The organism is Neoaquamicrobium microcysteis (assembly GCF_008180155.1).
Taxonomy (GTDB): Bacteria; Pseudomonadota; Alphaproteobacteria; order Rhizobiales; family Rhizobiaceae; genus Aerobium; species Aerobium microcysteis.
The window spans coordinates 147,852-165,544 of sequence record NZ_VSZS01000061.1 but is presented as its reverse complement, the minus strand read 5'-3'; the positions used below and the strand labels follow the sequence as shown (position 1 = coordinate 165,544).

Sequence of the window (17,693 nt, the reverse complement as noted above, 5' to 3'; positions counted from 1 at the left end):
ACTATTCGCCGACGACGATCTCCATCGGGCGGCCGAGCACCTTGGCAAGCTGCGCCATGCGACCGTCGGGCCGCTCGCCCATCAGCCCAGCATGTTCGCGCGGGACCACCAACGACAGCTTGCCATCCTCGCCCGCGCGCCATTTGAGCCTTGGCATCAACCCCGGCATCGACGCCGAGAAGAGGTACACCACGCGCAGCAGCGCGCCGAGGATGCGGGCGCGCTCGACGTAATGCGGGCCGGCGAGCGTGCGCATCGTGGGCGACGCGGCGTCCTCGTAGATGCCCTGATGGCGAAACAGGTTGGTCAGCCCGATGAAGGCGCGGCCGGGATGGTCGACACCGATGAAGGACGCGTGCGCGATGATGTTGAGCGACTGGGTGCCGCGATATTCGGGATGCGCGCGCCAGCCGATGTCGGCCAGAAGGCATGCCGCCTGCCTGTAACGGGCGTCCTCCTCGGTCTCTTCCAGCCCGAAAGCCTCGAACGCCTCGCCTGTCCACGCCGCGAGCTCGCGCGCATGAGTGACGGAGCGCGCGCGCAGCACGGCAAGCTCTTCCGCCGCCGAAAGAAGCGGGTCGCGACGGCGATCCTCCTCCTTCAGCAGCGAATAGAGATAGCCCTCGCGGACGCCAAGAGCGGATATGACGATCCTGCCAGGCTTCATCGCGGCGATGATCTGGCGCATCACGGTGGCGCCATAAGGTAGCAGCGCGCGGCGCGACTTGGATACGCCTTCGATGCCGGCCATTTTCGAAATTTCGCCGCTGGCCACCTGCCGCAGAAACTCTTCGGAGCCGTCGACCGGCAGCTCGTAGTGATGCATCACGTTGAGCGGGTAGCCGATCTGGTTCATGTGCAGCCGGGCAAGGTTACGCCATGTACCGCCGACGCTGTAGAAGGTGCGCCCCTCTCCGCCGGCCAGCAGGGCGGCGCGCTTGAGTTCGCGCTGAGCGATCTTGGCAGCCTCTGCAGTGGAGCCCCGGGCCATGTCCTGAAGGCGCAGGCCGCCAAGCGGCAGCGTGATGCCGTCGCCGATGGTGTCGCCCGCGACATCGACCAGCTCCAGGCTGCCGCCGCCGAGGTCGCCCGCAATGCCATCCGGCGTGTGGAAGGCGGAGATAACGCCGAGCGCGGAATAATGCGCTTCCTCGCGGCCCGTCAGCACCCGTATCTGCGCGCCCAGAATGTCCTCGGCACGATGGATGAAGTCCTTGCCGTTTTCCGCCTCGCGGGCCGCAGCGGTGGCGATGACGTGGAGCTGATCGGCACCGGCTTGATCGGAAAGCGCGCGAAAGCGACGAAATTCCTCGATAGCGCGGCGCACGGCCTCCGGATCGAGCCGTCCGGTGGAGACAATGCCGCGCCCCAGCCCCGCCAGCATCTTCTCGTTGAAGAGCACGGTAGGCGAGCGCGCAATGCCCTCATAGATGACAAGTCGGATCGAGTTCGACCCGATGTCGATGATCGACAGTGGCCGGCGGTCTTGCAACCGGCCCTGAGAGGTTTGAATCATGCGCTTTCGGCTGCGTTCGCCTTCTTGCGGCGCTTATGCTGGGCAATACGCTTCGGAGCATGGGATTTCAGGGCGTCGCCCCGACCGGACAGGCTCGGATTCGTCATGAAGTATTCCTGCGCGTTGAACGGTTCTTCTCCCTCCTCGGGCGTCACGCGCCGCGAGGTACCGTCCGCCAGTACTTCAAAACTCTGCTGGTTGTCCATGATGTTTCCCAGCATGATCTGCCCCAGAACCTGCTCATGCACCGTCGCGTTGGTGATGGGAACCAGCGTTTCGACACGCCGGTCGAGGTTTCGCGGCATCATGTCGGCCGAGCCGATATAGACCACGGCCTCGTCGGACGGCAGGCCGTGGCCGTTGCCGAAGCAGTATATGCGGCTGTGCTCCAGAAAGCGCCCGACGATGGATTTTACGCGGATGTTTTCAGACAGGCCGGGCACCTGCGGACGCAGGCAGCAGATGCCGCGCACCACGAGGTCGATCTCCACGCCCGCGCGGCTGGCGTCGTAAAGCGCGTCGATGACGATGGGATCGACCAGCGAGTTCATCTTCATCCAGATCTGCGCCGGCTTGCCGGCCGCCGCGAAATCCATCTCCGCACGGATGTTCTCCAGGATGCGGTTGCGCAGCGTGAAGGGCGAGATGGCAAGCCGCATCTGGTGCGCCGGCTCGGCGTATCCGGTGATGAAGTTGAATATCTGCGCCACGTCGCGGGCAATCGCGGGATCGCTGGTGAAGTAGGAAAGGTCGGTATAGATGCGCGCCGTGATGGGGTGATAGTTGCCGGTGCCCAGATGCACGTAGTTGCGCAGCTTCTGGTCCTCGCGGCGCACCACCAGAGACATCTTCGCGTGGGTCTTCAGCTCGATGAAGCCGAACACCACCTGCACGCCGGCGCGCTCCAGATCGCGCGCCCAGCGGATGTTCGCCTCCTCGTCGAAACGGGCCTTGAGTTCCACCAGCGCGGTGACCGACTTGCCGGCCTCCGCGGCATCGATGAGCGCACGCACGATCGGACTGTCGTTGGACGTGCGGTAGAGCGTCTGCTTGATGGCGACGACTTCCGGGTCCATCGCAGCCTGACGCAGGAACTGGACGACGACGTCGAAGCTCTCATAGGGATGGTGGACGACGAGGTCCTTCTCGCGGATGGCGGCGAAGCAGTCGCCCCCATGTTCGCGGATGCGCTCCGGGAAACGTGGGTTGTAGGGGGTGAACTTGAGGTCGTCGCGCGGCAGAGCCACGATCTCGGAAATCTGGTTTACAGCCAGCGGCCCCTTGAGCACGCTGATGCGCGAGGAGCCGACGCCCAGTTCGCTGGCCACGAAATCGCGAAGCGCTTCCGGCATCTCGTCGTCGAACTCGATGCGGATCACCTGCCCCCGGCGGCGGCGCTTGAGCGCACTTTCGAACAGGCGCACGAGATCCTCGGCTTCTTCCTCGACTTCGATATCGCTGTCTCGGATGATGCGGAACGTGCCGGAGCCCTTGACCTCATAGCCCGGGAACAGCTTGCCGATGAACAGCTCGACGGCATCCTCCAGCGCGATGAAGCGCACGATCTTCTTGCGGTCCGGCAGGCGGATGAAGCGCTTGAGTGCGACCGGCAGGCGCAGCAACGCCGTCATCTCCTCGCCCTCGCGGCGGTGGCGCAATTGCAGCGCCATGGAGAAGCCGAGATTGGGAATGAACGGGAACGGGTGCGCCGGATCGATCGACAGCGGTGTGAGCACCGGGAAGATGGCTTCCATGAAATGCTCGTCGAGCCAGCGCTTCTCGTCCTTGTTGAGCGCGTCAGCGCGCACGATCTCGATGCCCTCGCCGCGCATCAGCTCGGTGAGGCTCGAATAGCTGCGCTGCTGGTCTTCCTGTAGGCTGCCCACTTCCAGAAGCAGCAGTTCGAGCTGCTGTTCGGGCGTGCGGCCGTCGGGGCTCTTGATGGCGATGCCTTGGCGCACCTGCCCCGCCAGACCGGCAACGCGCACCATGAAGAACTCGTCCAGATTGGTGGCGGAGATGGAGAGGAACCGGACCCTCTCCAGCAGCGGGTGGCAGGGGTTCTGCGATTCGTCGAGAACGCGGCGGTTGAACTGGAGCCACGAGAACTCGCGGTTGACGAAGCGGTCGGGGTTGCCATCGGGAGCTGCCGAAAGCGCCCGCATCTCACCCGTAAATTCGCTTGTCGCCGGTCTCAGTTCGTTCATCGCGTCCACTTCGTTCTCCTGCCCGTGGGCGGCGGCAATGCCGCCACTGTACCTCCTGACAGGCTTTTACGACAGTTTGATATCACTGACTTGCAAAGACCAGGTTTATGCTGCAAACGCCTAGAAACGAACGCAACGCGCAGCATCCGGGAGCATCTCATGGCCGGCCACGCGATACCGCATTTCCAGAACGACGCCGGCCATGCCGCAGTCGAGATCGGCGTGAAGGAATTCATGTGCGTAGGGGCAAACCCACCCTTCGACCATCCGCACGTGTTCCTCGACATGGGGGACGATGCGGAGAAGGTGTGCCCCTACTGCTCCACGCTGTACCGCTTCAACCCGGCGCTGAAGGCGACCGAGACGAAGCCCGAGGGCGCTGTCTACCACCATCAGGCCGCCTGACCGGCAACCTGCGATGAGCCCCCGGCCGATCGTCATCGCCGGAGCGGGGATCGCTGGCCTGACAGCCGCATTGGCGCTGGCCGGACGCGGCTTTTCCACCCGCATATTCGAGCGTTCGCAGCACCTGCAGGAAGTGGGCGCGGGCTTGCAGCTCTCTCCCAACGCGACGCGCCTGCTGGAGCGGCTTGGCTTACTCACCGATCTGCAAAAGGTGGCGGTTCAGCCGGAAGCAATCGCGCTGCGACGAGCCCGCGACCTGAGCCTGCTGGCGCAGGTGCCGCTTGGCGAAGCCGCAACGCGGCGCTGGGGAGCGCCGTATCTCACAATCCATCGCGCCGACCTTCAGCGCGTGCTGCTGGACGCGGTGAAGCGTTCATCCGACATCGAACTGACGACGGGGGCGGCGATTCGCGGCATAAGGCGCGGTGGTGCTCGCCTTGCGGTGTCCATCGAACGCGAGGGCCAAAGCGAAAACGTCGATTGCGGCCTGCTGATAGCGGCGGACGGCGTGTGGTCCACCCTGCGGGCTGCTGAGAGGCCAAGCCGCTACACCGGCCATCTGGCGTGGCGCGCTGCGGTGCAGCCGGACGAAAGTTCCAACCGGGTTGTACCGCCCGACAGGGTGACGGCGTTTCTGCATGGGCGCTTCCATCTCGTCGCTTATCCCGTACGCGGGGGGCGGACCATCAACCTCGTCGCGATCGCGCCGGCACTGGCTGGCCCCGATGGCTGGTCGAACGATGCCGATCTGTCACGGCTGAAGGCCGCAATGCGCGGCACGGCCGGAGAGCTTGTCGATCTGGTGGGCCGTGCGAAAGGATGGACGACGTGGCCGCTTCACGAAGTGCCGCAGAGCGGCAAGTGGACCGACGGCGACGCGCTGGCGCTGATCGGCGACGCGGCGCATGCGATGACGCCCTATGCGGCGCAAGGCGCGGCAATGGCAATCGAGGACGCGGTGACGCTTGCGGCCGCAGTCGCCCGCACGCCGGATGATATGGCCTCGGCACTCGGGCTTTACGAGGAAGCACGCAAGCCCCGCGTGAAGCGCGTGGGCGCGCGCGGGGCGTTCAACCGCTTTACATGGCACGCCGCCGGCCCGGTAGCATTCGTCCGCGACCAAGTGCTGGCTCTGCGCAGCCCCGAAAGGCTGGCAGGGGATTTCGACTGGCTCTACGGCTGGGATGCCGAAGCAGCGTTGGGCGGATAAAATCAAAGGGCGAGCCGGTTTGCGCGGCCCGCCCCGAAACCGCCCGGCGCCGATTGAGTCAGTGCAGGATCTGCGACAGGAACAGCTTGGTGCGTTCGTGCTGCGGGTTGTCGAAGAACTCGGTCGGCGTGTTCTGCTCGACGATCTGGCCCTGGTCCATGAAGATGACCCGGTTGGCGACCTGACGCGCGAAACCCATTTCGTGGGTGACGCAGATCATGGTCATGCCTTCCTCGGCAAGGCCGACCATCGTTTCCAGCACTTCCTTGATCATTTCCGGATCGAGCGCGGACGTCGGCTCATCGAACAGCATGATGCGAGGGTTCATGCACAGCGAGCGGGCGATGGCGACGCGCTGCTGCTGGCCACCCGAAAGCTGGCCGGGATATTTGTTGGCCTGCTCGGGAATCTTGACGCGCTCCAGGAAGTGCATCGCGGTCTCTTCCGCCTGCTTCTTGGGCACCTTGCGCACCCAGATGGGCGCGAGCGTGCAGTTTTCCAGAATTGTCAGGTGCGGAAACAGGTTGAAGTGCTGGAACACCATGCCGACCTCGCGGCGGACCTCGTCGATCTTCTTGAGATCATTGGTGAGTTCGATGCCATCGACGACGATGGTGCCCTGCTGGTGTTCCTCAAGCCGGTTGATGCAGCGGATCATCGTAGACTTGCCGGAACCGGACGGCCCGCACACCACGATGCGCTCTCCGCGCATGACGCGCAGATTGATGTCCTTGAGCACGTGGAAGTCGCCGTACCACTTGTGCATGCCGACGATCTCGATGGCGACGTCGGTCTCCGAAATCTGCATCTTCGAGCGATCGACTGCGATTTCGTCCGCGGCGACTGCGTTTTCAGTGGCCATGACTTTCCCCTTTTTGGCGCTTCGGCCTCTTGTTGTTGGTTTGCGGCGTCATCGGCGATGCCCCGTGTCGAGCCTTCGCTCCATGTAGATGGAGTAGCGCGACATGCCGAAGCAGAACGCCCAGAAGACCGCGCCTGCAAATACCAGACCCGACATGGGCGTCTGCGCAGACGCCCAGTTGGCGTCGGCGAAGTTCTGGCGGACGATGCCGAGCAGGTCGAACATGCCGATGATGTAGACCAGGCTCGTGTCCTTGAACAGGCCGATGAAGTTGTTGACGATGCCCGGAATGACCAGCTTGAGCGCCTGCGGCAGCACGATCAGTCCCATCGACTGCCAGTAGCTTAGACCGAGCGAATTGGCCCCTTCGTACTGGCCCTTGGGAATGGCTTGCAGGCCGCCGCGCACCACCTCGGCCATGTAGGCGGAGGCAAACAGCGCGACACCTACCAGCGCACGGGCAAAGCGGTCGAAGCTCATGCCTGCCGGCATGAACAGCGGTAGCATGACGCTGGCCATGAACAGCACGGTCACCAGCGGGACACCGCGCACCGTCTCGATGAACGCCACGCACAGCATCTTGACCACGGGCAGCTTCGATCGCCGCCCGAGCGCCAGAAGGATGCCCAGCGGCAGCGAAACCGATATGCCCACGAAGGAAAGGACCATCGTGACCAGAAGGCCGCCCCAAAGGTTGGTGGGCACGTAGGCGAGGCCGAAGGCGCCGCCGACAAGCAGGAAGAACGCGACGATGGGGAACACGACGAAGAAAGCGATGGCGTTCAGCGTCTTCTTCGGCACGCGCGGCATGAGCAGCGGCACCAGAAGCGCCACGAACATGATGGCTGTCAGGTTGACCCGCCAGCGCTCGGAGAATGTATAGCGGCCGTACATGAACTGCTGGAACTTGGCGTTGACGAACGCCCAGCAGGCGCCGGACCAGCCGTCTGGCTGGATGCCGCCCTGCGAAACCGTCGCGCAGACGGTGCGGTTGGGGCCTGACCAGACAGCGTCTATGAATGCCCAGCGAATGATCGGCGGCAAGACATAAGCGATTATCAGCAGGCCCATAATCGTGAGCACTGCGTCTACCGGCGTTGCGAACAGGTTGGTTCGCAGCCACTTGCCGATGCCGCGCTCGCCGGCCGGCGCAGGACGCGCCGGCTCCAGTTCGATACGCACGAAGGAGAGGTCCTTGGTCTGCATCTTACCTCTCCACCAGCGCCATCTTGGCGTTGAACCAGTTCATGAAGGCCGACGTGGCAAGGCTGAGGCCCAGATAGATAACCATCCAGATGGCCACCACCTCGATCGCTTGCCCGGTCTGGTTCATCGTCGTCTGGCCGATCTGGACAAGATCGGGGTAGCCGATGAAGACGGCCAGCGACGAGTTCTTGGTCAGGTTGAGATACTGGCTCGTCAGCGGCGGGATGACGATGCGCATGGCCTGCGGGATGACGACCAGCCGCAATGTCGGCCCCGGCCTGATGCCGAGCGCGTGTGCCGCTTCCGTCTGCCCCTTGCTGACCCCGAGAATGCCGGCGCGCACGATCTCCGCGATGAACGACGCCGTGTAGAACGACAGCGCCAGATAGAGCGACATGAACTCCGGCTTCACGTCGAGGCCGCCGGTGAGGTTGAAGGCGCCCTGCTGCGGCACGTCGAAGGTGATGGGGAAACCCATGACGACGAAAGCCAGAAGCGGCAGGCCCACGATCAGAGCCAGCGACGTCCACAAAACGGGGAAGCGCTGTCCCGTCGCCATCTGCCGCTGATGCGCCTTGCGGGCGATGAAGAACGACATGACGAGAGCCAGCACGAGAGCCGCCCCGACCAGCCAGGCCCCCTCACTCCAGATCGGCTTGGGCATGTAGAAGCCGCGGTTGTTGAGGTAGGTGCCGAACGGAAGGTCGATACTTTCCCTGGCGCCGGGCAGAACCGCGAGCACGCCCAGATACCAGAAGAAGATGACCAGCAGCGGCGGGATATTGCGGAAAATCTCGACATAGACCGCGCAGATCTTTGCGATCAGCCAGTTGCCCGACAGGCGGCCCACACCGATGATGAAACCGATGATGGTTGCCGTGAAGATGCCGATGACGGCAACGAGAATGGTGTTGACCAGCCCCACCATCATGGCACGGCCGAAGGTCGAGTTGGCCGAATACTCGATAAGCGTCTGGCTGATGTCGAAACCGCTGCGGCGGTTTAGAAAGCCGAAACCTGAAGAAATGTTGGCGCGTCGCAGGTTCTCGGTCGTGTTGCCGATGATCCAGTAGACAAAGACCACCAGCAGGACTGCGACCAGAACCTGGTAGACGATTCCTCTTATCTTGGGATCGTAAAACCAGGACGCGCGTGCGGGCTCACTGTCGTGAACGCTCGTCGGGGAAGCCATGCCCTCTCCTTCCCGATACAGTGGCGTCGTATATGGCCGGGAGGCGCAAGCGCCCCCCGGTGACTTGTGTCAGATCAGCGGATCGGCGGAGCGTACTGGATGCCGCCCTTGGTCCAGAGCTGGTTCAGGCCGCGCGCGATCTTCAGCGGGCTTTCCTGGCCGATGTTGCGCTCGAAGACTTCGCCGTAATTGCCGACGCCGGCAATGATGTTCACGATCCAGTCGTTCTCGAGGCCGAGCACGGTGCCGATCGAGGTATCGGCTTCCTGCCCAAGGATACGGCGGATTTCCGGATTGTCGGAACCCTTCATCTCCTCGACGTTGGCTTGGGTGATGCCGAGCTCTTCAGCCTGGACGAGCGCGAACAGCGTCCACTTCACGATGTCGAACCACTGGTCGTCGCCATGGCGCACGGCCGGGCCAAGCGGCTCCTTGGAGATGATCTCCGGCAGAACGACGTGCTCGTCGGGGTTGGCGAGCGTCAGACGCAGAGCATAAAGGCCCGACTGGTCGGTCGTGTAGACGTCGCAACGGCCAGCCTCGTAGGCGGCGTTGGTTTCGTCGAAGCCCTGGAAGACGACCGGGTTGTAGTCCATGTTGTTGGCGGCGAAGTAGTCGGCCAGGTTCAGCTCGGTCGTGGTGCCGGTCTGCACGCAGACGGCAGCGCCCGAAAGCTGCAGCGCCGAGTTGATGCCCGGCAGCTTCGACGCATTGATCATGAAGCCCTGGCCGTCATAGTAGTTGACGCCGGCGAAGTTGAAGCCGAGCGACGTGTCGCGGCTGAGCGTCCAGGTGGTGTTGCGGGACAGAACGTCGATCTCGCCCGACTGCAGCGCGGTGAAGCGCTCGGTTGCGTTGGTCGGAACCGCCTCGACCTTTTCCGGGTCGCCGAAGACCGCCGCCGCGATGGCGCGGCACAGGTCGTAGTCGAAGCCCGACCACTCGCCCTGGTCGTTGGGCGCAGCAAAGCCTGCCAGACCCGTATGGACGCCGCAGCGGAGCGTGCCGCGCTGCTTGACGTCGTCAAGCGTCGCGCCCCAGCCGGCCGAGGCCGATACCATCAGCGCGGCCGAGCCGAGAATACCCGTTACTAGCTTTTTCATGCCCACATACCCTTTTCTGTTGTTTGGAGCTTTTGCCCCGGATTGTTCTGTACGGAAGCAGCAGTTCGTCCGGATACCTGACCGGACTTCGCATCGTTGCCGACGCGCGCGCTCCACCTCCCACTCACGCCGGCCATCGAAGGCCATTATTCGACATTGGTCAAGTACGAATGAGGCAGGTCGCCTAATTGGTGAACGCGGCGGCAGGGTTGCGTATTTTGTGAGCGGCCATTGCCGCAATCGGCGGCAAAATCAATCGCTTGCGCGGCTGTGCCATTGCTGGAAGAAGCGTGGCGGTTGCGCCCTTCGGGCACTGCCGGTATGCCTTGCGCCTTCCGGCAGAGGCGAGGTTTCATGAGCAAGGGCGACTACAGCGACAAGGGCATCAACACGAAGCTTGCCCATATCGGCAACGATCCGCGTGAGTTTTACGGCTTCGTCAATCCGCCGGTGGTTCACGCCTCTACGGTGCTGTTTCCCGATGCCGCGACCATGGCCGCACGCAGCCAGAAATACACCTACGGCACCAGAGGAACACCGACGACCGACGCGCTTACTTCGGCGATCGACGCGCTCGAAGGTTCGGCCGGCACCATCCTCGTGCCTTCGGGCCTGGCGGCCGTCACCATCCCGCTGCTCGCCTTCCTTTCGGCCGGCGATCACGTACTCATCGTCGATTCGGTCTACCACCCTACCCGCAACTTCGCCGACACGATGCTGCGGCGGCTGGGAGTGGAGGTCGAATATTACGATCCGGCCATAGGTGCGAGCATCGACCGGCTGATGACGCCGGCCACGAAGGTCGTGTTCACCGAATCGCCCGGGTCCAACACGTTCGAGATGCAGGACATCCCCGCCGTCGCGAAGGCCGCGAAGGCGCGCGGCGCCGTCGTGATGATGGACAACACCTGGGCCACACCACTCTATTTCCGGCCGCTGGAGCATGGCGTGGACATCTCGATCCATGCCGCGACGAAGTATCCCGCCGGCCACTCGGATGTGCTTCTGGGTACGGTTTCGGCAAACGAGGCGTGCTGGAAGCAGCTGCAAGACACCCACATCGCCATGGGGTGCTGTGCTGCGCCCGACGATGTCTATCAGGTCCTGCGCGGCCTGCGCACCATGGGCGTGCGCCTCGAACGCCACGAGCAGAACGCGCTCGAGGTCGCGCGCTGGCTGGAAGGCCAGCAAGGCGTTGCGCGCGTGCTGCATCCGGGGCTCGAAAGCCACCCCGGCCACGCGCTGTGGAAGCGCGACTTCTCTGGTGCCAGCGGCATCTTCTCCGTCGTGCTTTCCGGAGGCGGGCAACGTCAGGCGCACGCATTTCTCGACGCGCTGGAGGTCTTCGGCCTGGGCTATTCGTGGGGCGGCTATGAAAGCCTTGCGGTCCACGTATGGCTCGGCGACCGCACTGTGGCGAAGGGTGACTATGAGGGACCGGTGATCCGCCTTCAAATCGGGCTGGAGAACGCGGCCGACATCAAGGCAGACATCGCAAGGGGGCTGGCGGCAGCGGCTGCCGCAGGTTGAGCGGCCGTGACCGCAGGCAAAATAGGTCTTGCCTCTGCGGTGACGAAACCATAATGGAGCCTACGGCCTGATCGGTCACGGAGCGTAGCGCAGCCTGGTAGCGCATCTGGTTTGGGACCAGAGGGTCGCAGGTTCGAATCCTGCCGCTCCGACCACCGTACGGCCGACAGGCAATGAACGAGGTTCCCATGTCAGCGCGCATCTACAGCCCTGCGAAGACCGCCATGCAGTCGGGCAAGGCAAAGACAGGCCACTGGGTTCTCGAGTTCGAGCCCGAGCAGCCGCGCAAGATCGACCCGCTGATGGGCTATACCTCGTCGGGCGACATGAAGAGCCAGATCCGCCTCACCTTCCCCACGCTCGAGGAAGCGGTGGCCTATGCCGAGCGCAACGGCCTCGAGTTCCGCGTGCAGGAACCCAAGGAAGCGCGCCGCCGCCAGATTTCCTACACGGAAAATTTCCGCTATGACCGCAAAATCCCGTGGACGCACTGACAGCCGGAAAGGTTTTCGGCATTCAGGGGAGAAGCGACGGTCCCGTAGCTCAGCCGGATAGAGCACCGGCCTTCTAAGCCGATGGTCGCAGGTTCGAATCCTGCCGGGATCGCCATTTGAAACAAAATCTACCGGATTTGCGAAAGTCCGTCGCCGCCGATCGCCGCACTGATCTCGGATAAATCCGGGCGATCGAGTTCGAGGAAATCGCGCCGGTCATCCCAACGCGATGACCACGTCATCAGGTTCCGTAGGGTGGTTGGTCCAGATGCGCACCCGGGTTCGCACGCCGGGTACATCCATAGACAGGATTTCGGGCATGTTCGCATCGGAGAGTATCACTCGACATCCTGGCGTATCCAACATGCCGTCAAACTTGGGAAGCTTTGCCTGCGCAGTCAGTTCTTCGAACGGCCCGAGCGTGATCATCGTGTCGCCATCATGCCCGTAGAGACAGCCGACATTGATGCACTGGTCGGAAGCAACGATTCCTCGCCCGTCATGGTCCAAGGGAACTCTTATGTCGTCCACACCGGCGATATAGAAGCTGACGTATTCCGGCGCCACGGAGACTTTCTTTACGGTCATTCGACAATCCTCCGGAGATGATGCCTGAGCAATCCGCCTTGGCTCGCACTACATTTGACGCAATGCGGATATATTCTCGTTGGGGTGCCCATCGATTTTGGCACTTGGTGGTCACCTATGAAAGAGCCGGTCCTTGTTCCGGGGTTCGTTGTACCACACCGATGGCAACCCCATCTCCTCCCGATTCGGTCGATTTCCCCTCGTTCAGAACGGGTCAGTCGACGGTTGGTCGGCGGCGCGGGAATCCACTCGCGGGCGTAAGGACCCGCTTCGGCGCGGGTTCCCATAAGCTGAAACAGTCGAAATCGCGCCTCCAGCTCGATGCCGCGGTTGGCGGAAATGAGTCCCTCGACGGTCGAATAGGCCTGTGCGGGTGGTTTCCAGTTGGGATCGAGTTCGCGCACGTCCCGCAGCGCACGACGCATGGCGCCATAAGATTGCGCCAGCCGCGCTTCCTGCGCCGGCGTGATCGGATGCCAGCGACCTCCGATCCTGATCTGCCCGCCGCCGGCTCTTCGTCTTGAGACAGGGTGAACCTGCGCATAGCCGGGCACGCGCGTCCATTGTCCGCCATCCGGTCCCCCGCCTGGGACGCGGGGTTGGTCCGGGCGGAAGCCTGCCTTGAGAACAACCGAAAGGCGCAGCACTGCCATCTGCATCCGCAGGCCTGCCAGTTGCCACCTTAACCTTGAAAGGCTGCTTTCATGCCGTGCCACGCGCCGCGACCTCCTTCACCTCGTCGCGACAAGTGTCAGGCATGATCGCTGGCGGTGGACAAAGCCGTCGCCGTGCCCCGCTAACCGTTTGCTATTTCATGGGAATATCTCGACTCCAGTCGAAGACTGTCCACGTCTGCTGAATTTGATGAGATCAACAATGCGGGGGCGACGCCGTCTTATTTGGAGGGCTTTGGCGCAGATGTAGTTATCATCATCGCCCGCCGGAACTCGCCAATCAATTCAGCCAGTTAACAGCCGATTCTGACAAAACGAATCAGGGCTGACGCTCGTCTTGCTACAGGTCGAGACGCCCCTGCCCGCTATCCATCGCATCGACGATCTGCGATGCGAGCGCGCGGGTGATGCGCGTCTTCTGCTCCAGCGCCGCGCGGTCGAGACGCGCGACGACGTCGTTCGCGGTGGATAGCGAGCGCTCCATTCGACGTACGAGAAACTGCACGACATGCGGCTCGACCTCGACCTGGCGGTCGGCAAAGAGCTTGGTGACCACTGCGGCCAGCAGCACATCGTCGGGCTCGTCGATCTCGACGGTGGCGGCGGCCTTTAGCCTCGATTCGAGATCGGGCAGGCGTACGCCCCAGGCCATCGGGAACCGACGCGCGGTGAGAAGCAACGACGTGCCGGCCTCGCGCACCGCATTGATGAGATGGAACAGGCCCTGTTCGTCGATCGGCGCGGCATCCACGTCGTCGATGAGTATCGGCCCCTGGCCGGCGGCATCAACCGCCGCACGCCCAAGCCCACCACCGGCGAACCGTGCCGCGCCGCTCGCCTCGCACCAGATCGCGGCAAGATGCGACTTGCCGGATCCGGCGGGGCCTGCCAGCACCACGACCGGCGACGGCCAGTCCGGCCAACGGTCAACGAGTGCGGCTGCCGCCATGTTGGACGGGCCCACGACAAGATCGTCGCGGCTCTGGGCAGGCCGGTGTGCCAGGTCGAGCGGCAGTTGCCGCGGGCGTACGGGTGCGTGCCGCATCTATTTTCTGGTGGAGGCGGACACGTCGGCGCCCACCGCGTGGCCGCGATAAACCGGCGATGCGAGGTAGCGCGACAGCGCGAAACGCACCAGCACCCCGACTGCGGCCGCGGCAGGCACGGCGACCAGAAGCCCGACGAAGCCGAACAGCGCGCCGAAGGCAAACAGCGCAAACATGAGCCATACCGGATGCAGGCCGACGCTCTTGCCGACAAGATTGGGCTGAAGGATGTTGCCTTCAAGAAACTGGCCGGAGAAGAAGATGACGGCGACCACGACGACCCAGTGCCACTCCGGCCAGAACTGGACCACCGCGACACCCACCGAGAGTACGAGGCCGATCATCGACCCGACATAGGGGATGAAGCTGATGAGGCCGGTGAAGAGGCCGATGAGCAGGCCGAAATTGAGCCCGACGACGGTGAGGCCGATGGCGTAGAAGACGCCGAGAATGATGCAGACCGTGCCCTGCCCGCGAACGAAGCCCGCGACCGAAATGTCGATCTCGCGCGCGATGCCGCGAACGGTGCCCAGATGGTCACGCGGAACCCAGCTGTCGACCTTGGCCACCATGCGGTCCCAGTCGAGCAGCATGTAGAACGCCACGACCGGGGTCACTACGAACAGGCCGGCGATGTCGATCAGGGTCTTGCCCGAACTCCAGATCGACGCCATCAGGCCACTAAGGAAGCCCGCGCCCTGCGTGAGCAGCGAATTGATGCCCTCGCGCAGCGAGCCGGCGTCCACGCCCACTGTCTCGCTCAGCCATTCCGGATCAAAGCTGGTGACGAGCCCCTGCAGACTGGAGAGATACTCGGGGAGGCGGCGCAGGAAGTCGGCCAGCTGGCTGGCAAGGATGGGAATGATGAGCATCAGGCCCAGCACCAGAGCGATCAGGAACATCACGAGGATGACGATGGTCGCCGCCATGCGTGACAGGCCCCACCGCTCCAGACGGTCGGCGACGGGATCGAGGAAGTAGGCCAGGATCATGCCGGCAAAGAACGGCAGCAGGATCGCCGAAAAGACGTAGAGGAAACCGATCAGGATGGCCGCGACGACGACCCAGAACGCCACCTGCCGCCAGAAGGCGGAGCCCGCGACCGCTTCGGCGGCCTGTTCCTGGAGATCAGCTTCCTGCTTCTTCATAACGGCCCATATGCCTTAGCCACTGCACGAGATAGGCCGCGGCGGAAGCCACGGTCAAGAGGCCGCAGAGAACGACGAGCAGGAAGCGGGCGGGGCCGAAGGCGACCGCGAAGGCAAGCTCGCCCAGCACGACGATCGCGAGCACGATCTGGGTAGCCGTGTTCGCCTTGGAAACGAAGAGCGGCTTCATGGCGACCGGGTGGCCCATCAGATTGGAGAGCAAAACTGCGGCGACGATGAGGGCATCGCGCGAGACGGCCGCGATGACGAGCCAGAGCGGCAGCTCGCCCATATAGCCCAGCACGACGAAGACGCTGACCAGCAGCAGCTTGTCTGCCATCGGATCCAGATAGGCTCCCAGTTCCGAGCGCTGGTCGAAATGGCGCGCGATGAACCCGTCGATGCCATCCGACACGCCTGCGACGACGAAACAGACCAGTGCCCATTCCTTGTTTCCGGTGACCAGCGCCCAAATCACCGCGGGCACCAGCAGGAAGCGGAAAATGGTGATGAAATTGGGTATCGTCACGCGTGAACTCTCTCCCCCGCCATTTGCCCGCCGGCATTGGCCGTGACGATAGATGACCCGGCAAGCGGCGGCGATCAAGATGCCAGAGCCGCTGTGCCCGATGTCCACGGTTTTGCGCACCGGGAAGCCTCGCGGCGGCGGCTTGCGCTTGCGGCAGCAGGCTCTTCATGCGAAGAGCCGGGCCTGAGACAGTACCGGGAAACGTCCCATGACCGATGGAAAGAACGGCCTGACCTACGCGGATGCGGGCGTGGACATCGACGCAGGCAACGCGCTGGTGGAGAAGATCAAGCCGATGGTGCGGTCGACCCGCCGGCCGGGGGCCGACGGCGAGATCGGCGGCTTCGGCGGGCTGTTCGACCTCAAGGCGGCCGGTTTCACCGACCCGGTTCTGGTGGCGGCCAATGATGGCGTCGGCACCAAGCTGAAGGTCGCCATCGAGGCCGGCATTCATGACACGGTCGGTGTCGATCTCGTCGCCATGTGCGTCAACGACCTCGTCGTGCAGGGCGCTGAGCCCCTGTTCTTCCTGGATTATTTTGCGACCGGCAAGCTCGACCCGGACCAGGGCGCGGCGATCGTTTCGGGAATAGCCGAGGGCTGCCGGCAGGCCGGGTGCGCGCTGATAGGCGGCGAAACCGCCGAAATGCCCGGCATGTACGCCTCGGGCGACTACGACCTTGCGGGTTTCGCGGTGGGCGCGGCCGAGCGCGGCCAGCTGTTGCCGACCGACGACATCGTGGAAGGTGACGTCGTGCTAGGGCTGGCGTCTTCCGGCGTCCATTCCAACGGATTCTCGCTGGTTCGCCGCATCGTGGAGACATCCGGCCTCGACTGGAAAGACAAGGCGCCGTTCGACGGCTATCGCACGCTTGGCGAAGCACTGCTGACGCCAACGCGCATCTATGTGAAATCGGTGCTGGCGGCGATCCGCTCCACGCACGGCATCAAGGCGCTGGCGCACATCACCGGCGGCGGATTCCCCGAAAACATCCCTCGGGTGCTTCCGAAGGATTTTTCGGCCGAGCTCGACCTCGGCGCCATAGAAGTGCCCAAGGTTTTCTCCTGGCTGGCGAAGACCGGCGGCGTTGCGCCCGCGGAAATGATGCGCACGTTCAATTGCGGCATCGGCATGGTCATGGTGGTGGCGGCCGGGCAGGCCGCGCAGGTTGCCGCCGTGCTGGCGCAGGCAGGCGAGGAGGTGACGACGATCGGGCGCATCCTGCCGCGCCGTGAGACCGGCGTCGTCTATCGCGGGGAGATCGGACTTTGAGCAGCACAAGAAAACGGGTCGTCATCCTCATTTCGGGGCGCGGGTCCAATATGGGCGCGCTCATCGAGGCGACGGGCGACCCGTCCTACCCGGCTAACATCGTCGGCGTCATTTCCGACAATGCGGATGCCAAGGGGCTGAAGGCGGCCTCGGCGCTGGGTATCGAGGCGAAGGCCATCACGAAGGCCGACTATCCTGACAAGGCGGCGCTGGACCGTGCGCTGGACGAGGAACTGACGCGTCTGCAAGCCGACATCGTCTGCCTGGCCGGCTATATGAGGCTTCTGACGCCAGCCTTCACCGAGAAGTGGGCGGGCAAGCTCATCAATATCCACCCTTCCCTGCTTCCGCTCTTCAAGGGGCTCGACACCCACAACCGCGCGATCGAGGCGGGCATGCGGGTTCATGGCTGCTCGGTGCATTTCGTTACCGCCGAAATGGATGGCGGGCCGATCATCGCACAAGGCGTGGTGCCGATCGCGCCGGGCGACGACGAGAGCAAGCTCGCCCGTCGTGTGCTGGAGGTGGAACACAAGCTCTATCCGCTGGCGCTGCGGCTCGTGGCCGAAGGCAAGGCGCGGATGGAGAATGGCCGCGCGGTGCTGACCGGCGTGGGCGCGGAAGGCGCGCTCATCTCGCCCGGATCAGCGAGTGAAGCCGTGGATATCGAAAGCCTTGCGCGGATGACGCCCTGACAGGGATGCCTTGGC

General features: G+C 63.7%; 16 protein-coding genes and 2 tRNA genes. 8 read left to right on the top strand and 10 right to left on the bottom strand.

What is annotated here, in order from left to right; genetic code table 11:
• Position 1: 1 nt before the first annotated feature.
• Both ppx and FY036_RS10210 read right to left on the bottom strand, forming a co-directional pair.
• Positions 2 to 1,516 (bottom strand): exopolyphosphatase, encoded by a 1,515-nt coding sequence (ppx, locus tag FY036_RS10215; protein ID WP_148914622.1) that lies wholly within the window; start codon positions 1,514 to 1,516, stop codon positions 2 to 4.
• Positions 1,513 to 3,723, bottom strand: coding sequence for an RNA degradosome polyphosphate kinase (locus FY036_RS10210; protein WP_148914621.1), 2,211 nt, complete (start codon positions 3,721 to 3,723; stop codon positions 1,513 to 1,515). Before FY036_RS10210 ends, ppx begins: the two co-directional genes overlap by 4 nt.
• 159 nt (positions 3,724 to 3,882) lie before the next feature.
• Here FY036_RS10210 and FY036_RS10205 point away from each other — a divergent pair, with 159 nt between their 5' ends.
• Both FY036_RS10205 and FY036_RS10200 read left to right on the top strand, forming a co-directional pair.
• Positions 3,883 to 4,128, top strand: a complete 246-nt coding sequence (locus FY036_RS10205; protein ID WP_148914620.1) for a zinc-finger domain-containing protein — start codon at positions 3,883 to 3,885, stop codon at positions 4,126 to 4,128.
• Between the two features lie 13 nt (positions 4,129 to 4,141).
• A complete protein-coding gene (locus tag FY036_RS10200; RefSeq protein ID WP_148914619.1) occupies positions 4,142 to 5,338 on the top strand; it encodes an FAD-dependent monooxygenase in 1,197 nt (398 codons plus the stop codon).
• Positions 5,339 to 5,396: 58 nt separating this feature from the next.
• Here the strand turns inward: FY036_RS10200 and FY036_RS10195 are convergent, their stop codons facing one another.
• The 4 genes from FY036_RS10195 to FY036_RS10180 all read right to left on the bottom strand — a co-directional run bounded on the left by FY036_RS10195 (position 5,397) and on the right by FY036_RS10180 (position 9,701).
• Positions 5,397 to 6,200 carry an amino acid ABC transporter ATP-binding protein gene (locus FY036_RS10195; protein ID WP_148914618.1) on the bottom strand — a complete coding sequence of 268 codons (804 nt, stop codon included), beginning with the start codon at positions 6,198 to 6,200 and terminating at the stop codon, positions 5,397 to 5,399.
• A gap of 48 nt (positions 6,201 to 6,248) precedes the next feature.
• Positions 6,249 to 7,406: an amino acid ABC transporter permease gene (locus FY036_RS10190; RefSeq protein ID WP_148914617.1), complete on the bottom strand. Its 1,158-nt coding sequence runs from the start codon at positions 7,404 to 7,406 to the stop codon at positions 6,249 to 6,251.
• Position 7,407: 1 nt separating this feature from the next.
• Positions 7,408 to 8,598 (bottom strand): amino acid ABC transporter permease, encoded by a 1,191-nt coding sequence (locus FY036_RS10185; RefSeq protein WP_148914616.1) that lies wholly within the window; start codon positions 8,596 to 8,598, stop codon positions 7,408 to 7,410.
• A 74-nt stretch (positions 8,599 to 8,672) separates the two neighbouring features.
• Positions 8,673 to 9,701 carry an amino acid ABC transporter substrate-binding protein gene (locus tag FY036_RS10180; RefSeq protein ID WP_148914615.1) on the bottom strand — a complete coding sequence of 343 codons (1,029 nt, stop codon included), beginning with the start codon at positions 9,699 to 9,701 and terminating at the stop codon, positions 8,673 to 8,675.
• 354 nt (positions 9,702 to 10,055) lie between these two features.
• On the opposite strand from FY036_RS10180, the gene FY036_RS10175 reads away from it, so the two are divergent.
• The 4 genes from FY036_RS10175 to FY036_RS10160 all read left to right on the top strand — a co-directional run bounded on the left by FY036_RS10175 (position 10,056) and on the right by FY036_RS10160 (position 11,840).
• Positions 10,056 to 11,231, top strand: a complete 1,176-nt coding sequence (locus FY036_RS10175; RefSeq protein ID WP_148914614.1) for a cystathionine beta-lyase — start codon at positions 10,056 to 10,058, stop codon at positions 11,229 to 11,231.
• A 78-nt stretch (positions 11,232 to 11,309) separates the two neighbouring features.
• Positions 11,310 to 11,386 (top strand) — tRNA-Pro (locus FY036_RS10170).
• 33 nt (positions 11,387 to 11,419) lie between these two features.
• Complete coding sequence (locus tag FY036_RS10165; RefSeq protein ID WP_148914613.1) at positions 11,420 to 11,725, top strand: ETC complex I subunit; 306 nt, start codon at positions 11,420 to 11,422, stop codon at positions 11,723 to 11,725.
• Positions 11,726 to 11,763: 38 nt separating this feature from the next.
• Positions 11,764 to 11,840: transfer RNA gene (locus FY036_RS10160), tRNA-Arg, on the top strand.
• Between the two features lie 101 nt (positions 11,841 to 11,941).
• Here FY036_RS10160 and FY036_RS10155 read toward each other — a convergent pair.
• The 4 genes from FY036_RS10155 to FY036_RS10140 all read right to left on the bottom strand — a co-directional run bounded on the left by FY036_RS10155 (position 11,942) and on the right by FY036_RS10140 (position 15,710).
• Positions 11,942 to 12,313 carry a hypothetical protein gene (locus FY036_RS10155; RefSeq protein WP_148914612.1) on the bottom strand — a complete coding sequence of 124 codons (372 nt, stop codon included), beginning with the start codon at positions 12,311 to 12,313 and terminating at the stop codon, positions 11,942 to 11,944.
• A 1,014-nt stretch (positions 12,314 to 13,327) separates the two neighbouring features.
• Positions 13,328 to 14,032, bottom strand: coding sequence for a DnaA regulatory inactivator HdaA (gene hdaA, locus FY036_RS10150; RefSeq protein WP_148914611.1), 705 nt, complete (start codon positions 14,030 to 14,032; stop codon positions 13,328 to 13,330).
• On the bottom strand, positions 14,033 to 15,181 hold the full coding sequence (locus FY036_RS10145) for an AI-2E family transporter (protein WP_148914610.1): 1,149 nt from the start codon (positions 15,179 to 15,181) through the stop codon (positions 14,033 to 14,035). It lies immediately after the preceding gene.
• Positions 15,162 to 15,710, bottom strand: coding sequence for a CDP-alcohol phosphatidyltransferase family protein (locus FY036_RS10140; protein WP_148914609.1), 549 nt, complete (start codon positions 15,708 to 15,710; stop codon positions 15,162 to 15,164). The genes FY036_RS10145 and FY036_RS10140 overlap by 20 nt, the downstream gene beginning before the upstream one ends.
• Positions 15,711 to 15,918: 208 nt before the next feature.
• On the opposite strand from FY036_RS10140, the gene purM reads away from it, so the two are divergent.
• Complete coding sequence (gene purM, locus FY036_RS10135) at positions 15,919 to 16,983, top strand: phosphoribosylformylglycinamidine cyclo-ligase (RefSeq protein WP_148914608.1); 1,065 nt, start codon at positions 15,919 to 15,921, stop codon at positions 16,981 to 16,983.
• Positions 16,980 to 17,678, top strand: coding sequence for a phosphoribosylglycinamide formyltransferase (purN, locus tag FY036_RS10130; protein WP_148914607.1), 699 nt, complete (start codon positions 16,980 to 16,982; stop codon positions 17,676 to 17,678). The genes purM and purN overlap by 4 nt, the downstream gene beginning before the upstream one ends.
• Positions 17,679 to 17,693: the final 15 nt, after the last annotated feature.

What these genes read in the sequence shown, in the direction of transcription:
- ppx (WP_148914622.1), bottom strand. Translation starts at nt 1,516, where the DNA reads ATGATTCAAACCTCTCAGGGCCGGTTGCAAGACCGCCGGCCACTGTCG.
- FY036_RS10210 (WP_148914621.1), bottom strand. Translation starts at nt 3,723, where the DNA reads ATGAACGAACTGAGACCGGCGACAAGCGAATTTACGGGTGAGATGCGG.
- FY036_RS10205 (WP_148914620.1), top strand. Translation starts at nt 3,883, where the DNA reads ATGGCCGGCCACGCGATACCGCATTTCCAGAACGACGCCGGCCATGCC.
- FY036_RS10200 (WP_148914619.1), top strand. Translation starts at nt 4,142, where the DNA reads ATGAGCCCCCGGCCGATCGTCATCGCCGGAGCGGGGATCGCTGGCCTG.
- FY036_RS10195 (WP_148914618.1), bottom strand. Translation starts at nt 6,200, where the DNA reads ATGGCCACTGAAAACGCAGTCGCCGCGGACGAAATCGCAGTCGATCGC.
- FY036_RS10190 (WP_148914617.1), bottom strand. Translation starts at nt 7,406, where the DNA reads ATGCAGACCAAGGACCTCTCCTTCGTGCGTATCGAACTGGAGCCGGCG.
- FY036_RS10185 (WP_148914616.1), bottom strand. Translation starts at nt 8,598, where the DNA reads ATGGCTTCCCCGACGAGCGTTCACGACAGTGAGCCCGCACGCGCGTCC.
- FY036_RS10180 (WP_148914615.1), bottom strand. Translation starts at nt 9,701, where the DNA reads ATGAAAAAGCTAGTAACGGGTATTCTCGGCTCGGCCGCGCTGATGGTA.
- FY036_RS10175 (WP_148914614.1), top strand. Translation starts at nt 10,056, where the DNA reads ATGAGCAAGGGCGACTACAGCGACAAGGGCATCAACACGAAGCTTGCC.
- FY036_RS10165 (WP_148914613.1), top strand. Translation starts at nt 11,420, where the DNA reads ATGTCAGCGCGCATCTACAGCCCTGCGAAGACCGCCATGCAGTCGGGC.
- FY036_RS10155 (WP_148914612.1), bottom strand. Translation starts at nt 12,313, where the DNA reads ATGACCGTAAAGAAAGTCTCCGTGGCGCCGGAATACGTCAGCTTCTAT.
- hdaA (WP_148914611.1), bottom strand. Translation starts at nt 14,032, where the DNA reads ATGCGGCACGCACCCGTACGCCCGCGGCAACTGCCGCTCGACCTGGCA.
- FY036_RS10145 (WP_148914610.1), bottom strand. Translation starts at nt 15,181, where the DNA reads ATGAAGAAGCAGGAAGCTGATCTCCAGGAACAGGCCGCCGAAGCGGTC.
- purM (WP_148914608.1), top strand. Translation starts at nt 15,919, where the DNA reads ATGACCGATGGAAAGAACGGCCTGACCTACGCGGATGCGGGCGTGGAC.